Raw genomic sequence first — 5907 nt, 5'->3', positions numbered from 1 at the left:
GCACGTTGTTAAGACGCACGAGGCTCGGGGCACTCAAGACATGAGAATAGAAATGAAAAACTTCCTGCTTGCGGCTACAAGCATGCTGACGCTTGCGATAGCGACGCCCTCATTCAGTGCAGACCTGACCGCGCAGCCCGCCCAAGCAATCTACACCAAAGCTCCGCGGGCCGTTGCGGCCGCAATCTACGACTGGAGCGGCATCTACGTAGGTATGAACGGCGGCCTGGGCGTAAGCTCGAATTGTTGGGACTACAGTAGCAGCAAGTTTGAGGGCTGTCATGACGCGACGGGCATGACAGTAGGTGGACAGATCGGCTATCGATGGCAGATGGGCCAGATCGTGCTGGGCGTTGAAGGTCAGGGGAACTGGGCTGATCTGAGCGGATCCAATGTCAGCATTGCGTTTGGCGATGTCAACCAGAGCAAGATCGACGCGTTCGGTACGATGACTGGGCAGATCGGTTTTGCGCTCGAGAATGTACTGTTGTACGCCAAGGGTGGCGTCGCAGTGGTGAGCAACACGTATGGGGTCAAGTCCGTACTCACGGACGCGCAGATCGCGAGCACTGATATCAGCCCTTGGGGGGCTACTGTGGGGGTCGGGATCGAAGTCGGTTTCGCGCCGAACTGGTCCGTAGGCGTCGAGTACGACCATTTCTTCATGCGGGATGCCGACGTGCACTTTGTCTCGGCTGGTACTTCGCTGGGCGGCGATCGCATCCTTCAGGACTTCGACCTCGTGACTGCGCGGCTCAACTATAAGTTCGGTGGTACGACTCCCATCAAATATTGATCTGTAGTTAGGCTGGTGAATCGAAGGCCCCGGCCTGCCCGGGGCCTTCTCGGGTACGCTAAGCATCGCGCGTGCGACGCGACTGGCCCCGGACGGACCAAGTCAGGAAAGAGTTAGCCAGACGGCGGCGAGTTCATCTTCTGAGATGAAGCTCTAAATCTATGAGGACAGCAAGCATGTTCGTTTCATTCTTCCCTCGACCAAAGTTGTTCTTTGCGTCGTCAATTCTTTGGGCGGCATTGGCGATGGCGTTCTGGTATGGAGTTGCCGGCAATCTCTTTCAATCCCCGGAGAAGCCGGTCGGGCTTGCGACGTTCTGGTCCGCCTCGGCGCTGTGGTTTGATCTCTATTTTGCGCTGACCGTTACGGTGTTCGCGGCTGCATGGATGTTATTTGCCCCCCATCCCTGGGCGACGTGGTCCATTCTTGGTTCGGCGCTGATCCTGTTCACCTCTTACTTTCAGGTCCAGGTCTCGGTCGCGATCAACAGCTGGTATGGACCGTTCTACGACCTGGTCCAGGCTGCGCTTTCGAAGTCGGCGCCAGTCACGGTCGAGCAGTTCTACAACGAATTGTCGACCTTTGCCGGTATCGCGCTCCTGGCCGTCGTGGTCGGCGTGATCACGCGATTCTTCGTCAGCCACTACATCTTCCGCTGGCGCACGGCGATGAACGATTTTTATGTCGCCAACTGGCCGCGGCTGCGCACGATCGAAGGCGCCTCCCAGCGGATTCAGGAAGACACCATGCGCTTTGCCAGTACCATGGAAGGTTTAGGCGTCAATCTCATCAGTGCGATGCTGACGCTCTTGGCCTTCCTGCCGGTTCTGGTGAGGCTGTCCAGCAACATCACGGAGCTGCCTCTGTTCGGCTCGATTCCCTATCCGCTGGTGTTCGCCGCAGTCATCTGGTCGATCCTGGGCACCGGCGTTCTCGCGCTTATCGGTATCCGCCTGCCCGGAATTGAATTTTTCAACCAGCGGGTCGAAGCGGCCTATCGCAAGGAGCTCGTGCTCGGCGAGGATGATACGGCGCGTGCCAATGCGCCGACATTAAGCGTGCTGTTTAGCGACATTCGCAGGAATTACTTCCGGCTCTATCTGAACTTCATGTACTTCAATATCGGCCGCATCGTCTATCTGCAGACTGACCGCATCTTTCCTTATCTGCTGCTTGCGCCCACAATCATCGCGGGCAGGATCACCCTCGGCGCGATGAACCAGATCCTCAACGCGTTCACGCAAGTGCGAACCTCGTTTCAGTATCTCGTCAACTCCTGGAGCACGATCGTCGAACTGATCTCGATCTATCAGCGGCTGCGGAGCTTTGAGGCAAAGATTCACGGTGGGCTACTGCCGTCGATCGAGACACAAAAGGAGCCAGCCCCATGATTGGCGTAGTTGCAGGAGTTGACGGACATTGGTCCTTCTGTTCCATGTCAATCGGTTGCAACGCGGCTGAATTGCTTAAGTTGTGAGAAGGGGCACTCGAGAGGATGACGCTCGAGGTAGAGAGACTTAGCAACTGCATATCGGAACGCCTGTGACGGGATGTTGTAGGTGACGGTGAGCGCACGTTTGCAGCGGCGCGGATTGAGGCAAACGGGCGGCCAAATGGCTATATCGGCCATTACGACCTCGGCGGGTAAGCTACAAAGCAGCCACTTCTGGTGCATTGCGCGTTTGACCCGCGGTCGAGACCAGCGGGTTCATGACACCGAAGACTAGCTCCGAAAAACAGTCATGAATCTGATTTGCTTCTGGAAATGGGTACTTAGAGTCCATACCGCCTAGCTCTACAACTAACTACCAGCGTGCCGCAAGTTCGACAGTGTGAATCAGACACGCCCCAACGGTCTTGTTTCGTTCCGCGAGCCATCATAATCGTGTCGCGCTCCTGACTGACTGCGCCAGAACGACCACACGGGGATGTTTCAAACTTGATCCCCTCCATGCAATAGGGTGCTAAAGAGGGCGATTCGGCATTACGTGGGGCGGCGAGCTCGGGCGACCGCCGGATGTGTTGGTGCCCATTCTGGTTGTGAGGGAACGGTAATCGAGCCCAGAGGCACCCAAGCTCGTCCCAGCGTCACTGGATCGCGCAGCTGGGCGAAAGCTTCGGTGCGAATGTCCAGCCACTCGAACCAGCGATCCTGGACGGCGACAAGCTGGGCTGGCCGGAGCACGCCGAAATGATCTCGAAGAGAAATTCTTATCACTCGTAAGCTCAACTGTGAACCTTGCCACAACAGTTCAAGATGATGTTGCGTCGTGTTTCAACTACCAGAACTGGGGTTCGACAACTCTGAGGCTGTGGACCAATCCGTTTTCCGCCGAGCCGGAGCTCTGGCCGTGAACATCACCGCCAGATTGAACAGCGTGGATTCACAAGCGTGGCTCGCCGATTATAGCAACTGCGCCGCACATCCGGCTCAAAGGCGCGACGAGCTCCTAAGCTGGAATTGGCGCGATCGGAACAAGCAATCCACTAAGGCTGCCCAATTCACGGCTCGGCGATCCTCACCAAACGCTTTACGAACTTTTGTTGATAGCGTCAGCAAGCGTTGACTCGAAAACCAAAGGACCTACCGCAGGATGCTTTCTTAAGCCGTCATGCATCCAGAATGAGCGGAGCACGAACCGTCACATTCCCGAAACCTAGTTCTTGTACTTGTAGGCTCGGCCGTCTCCCTTATCCCCCCGCTCCCTGGAGCGAAGAAGGTTTATTCCGCATGGCTTTCCGGGGGCCACCGGCCAGGCGGGCCGGAGCCGAGGTCGGCCAGATCTCCGTTGTTTTTGGATTAGCGCCATGACAGCAAAAACCAAACTATGCGCTTTGTTGCGAGGTGTTCTGGACGATGCGATCGGGATGGTGCCCGAAGCAAACCGGACGTCTTCGTTGAAGGCGTGCCTCGCCGAAAAGGTATTAGCTCTGGCCGCAAAAGGTCACTTGGATCCAACTGTCTTGACACGTCTCGCGCTACGGACTCTGCAGGAATCCTGTTGTGGTTGCTACGGGTGCGAACTGCAGAAGCCCCTTCGAGGTGTGAAGGACCGAAAATGAACTCCAAACCTATTCCCCCGCGCTTTCACACTGCGCGATCACCTTACCCGCAAATTGATTGCTGCGATAATTGCGCGCAATGTGATTAGCCACACCATACGGCTTGAAAACCTTGGCCAGCAATAAAGGCAATCGAGGGCAGCGATCTCGCGCCTACGCAGCATCCCTCTTCACCGAGCGCGTCTCGGTAGAGAAGAACTCTCCCTCCCTTTCTATCCTGAGCCTCGTCCCGCCTGAGAAGGCATGGGAGATGGAGTAAAGCAAGGCTGTCAGCCAGCGCAATCCAGGCTCGATGCGGTCCCAGCCTAGGTTGCAGGCGAACGTGCCCGCTTAACGTCGGAGGCAACAATCGTTCAAGACGCCGATCGGGCTAAACGCGATCGCAATGATCGAAGTAGTCCGACGTGATTGTGTGGTGGGTCGGCTCGCGACCAATCTTCGGAGCCGCCGAAGCCGCCGACCACATTCGTGCAAATATGTGGTTTCGATTTAGAAGAACGGCCATCAATCGGTTCGCGCCGTAATGGCTAGGCTCCCGAACCCAGCTCCCGAAGAAGAGAGCGAGGGTATCAGCGCGTGGGCACAGCAGCTTGACTTCAATGCAGCTGTGTGGCCCGAGGCTGACGCCTGGGGTTCGGTGGGTTTCATCTTCGCGCTTGAATAAACGGGACTAGAGGTCTACCCCGGTGATGGAGCTTGCGCCCGGCAGCGATGCCATCTGAGCGCGAGGGTTATGGCGTCCCGGCCGGAGAAACTTGGGTCACTCCTTTGTGGATGCCGCCTTGCTTCATCATGAGGCCGCCCGTGTCCGCGGACGTCATTGCGCACGGCCCGCGGCACAGATGATTTCTCCTCGAACCGCATCGGCGCTTGGCGCGCGATATCGGACGGCCCGGTGAGATGTTGGAAAGCCGAGCTACCGGTCGTCCAGGTTTGCGACAGAGGCGGATGAGCCGATCTAACGTGTCCTGCCTCGATTGCGACGGCGATGCGCCGCTTACCTTGGCAAGGCGGTCGCCGCACTTTCGGCCGAATGTGCTCAGCGCCGAGCCGGCAGCGATGATCCGGCTACCCGCCAAGTGCTGCCGAGCATGCCGTCCGGAGAAGGACGGGTCCCAGGCCGGCGAAAGGCGATGGGCCGGGATCGCGCAGGCGCCGCTTGAACGTCGCGTTGGAGCTGCCTGAATGGCCGGGCTCTGAGCGGGCCATGCTTTCCTTCAAATGGCCCCGGCCTGGCCGGGGCCATCGACACAACTACGGATCAGTATCTGAGGAGAATCGGACCGCCAAACTTGTAGTTGACCCGCACCGTGATAACATCGAGGTCATTGCGGATGCGATCGGCCCCAGCAATGTTCCCGGTGAAGTTCTCCGTGCGAGGCTGGAAGAACAGGTGGTCGTACTCGAAGCCTACCGTCCAGTCCGGCGCGAGGCCGTGCTCGAATCCGACCCCCAACGCGCCGCCCCAAAGAACGTCGCTTGTGCTGCTGGCTCCCGTGAAGGTTGAGGTGATCTGAAAGATGTTGCGCGTGACTGCGGCGCCGCCTTTGCCGTAAAGTAGGTTGTTGCCGAACGCATAACCAATCTGCCCCGTCAGAAGACCGAACGCGTCAATCTTAGTCTGGTTGATAGTATCGAAAAACGCGCTGCTGTCATTGGACCCGGTCAAATTAGCCCAGTTCCCCTGGCCCTCAACACCCAGCACGATCTGACCCACCTGCCATCGATAGCCGATCTGGAGGCCTACGCTACCGCCTGTCGGATGATGACAGCCCTCGGGCGTGCTGCCAAGGTACTCCCAACAACTCGCGCCTGAGCCCAAGCCACCGTTCGCGCCGATATAGTAAGCGCTCCAATCGTAGATTGCAGCCGCAACAGGCCCAGGCGCGGCGGTGTGGAGAGGCTTGATGGGTTGCGTAGGCAGATCAGCACTGAATGCAGGGGCCACCGAAGCAAGCACCATCGTGCCCACTGCCGTAAACAACAAGTTCTTCATTTCTATTCTCATGTCTTGAGTGCCCCGAGCCTCGTGCGTCTTAACAACGTGC

General features: G+C 57.8%; 3 protein-coding genes. 2 read left to right on the top strand and 1 reads right to left on the bottom strand.

The annotated features are described in order from the left end of the window. Positions 1–52: 52 nt before the first annotated feature. A complete protein-coding gene (locus AC0L3A_RS39700) occupies positions 53–796 on the top strand; it encodes an outer membrane protein (protein ID WP_473256462.1) in 744 nt (247 codons plus the stop codon). 176 nt (positions 797–972) lie between these two features. Further along, positions 973–2187 carry a peptide antibiotic transporter SbmA gene (gene sbmA / locus AC0L3A_RS39695; protein ID WP_473256460.1) on the top strand — a complete coding sequence of 405 codons (1215 nt, stop codon included), beginning with the start codon at positions 973–975 and terminating at the stop codon, positions 2185–2187. 2933 nt (positions 2188–5120) lie between these two features. On the opposite strand, the gene AC0L3A_RS39690 is transcribed toward sbmA, so the two are convergent. Further along, positions 5121–5855, bottom strand: a complete 735-nt coding sequence (locus AC0L3A_RS39690; RefSeq protein WP_473256461.1) for an outer membrane protein — start codon at positions 5853–5855, stop codon at positions 5121–5123. Positions 5856–5907 lie beyond the last annotated feature (52 nt).

It is taken from the genome of Bradyrhizobium sp. MI1.3 (assembly GCF_055811695.1).
The sequence above is the reverse complement of the archived record's forward strand: the minus strand, read 5'-3'. Positions and strand labels throughout refer to the sequence as shown.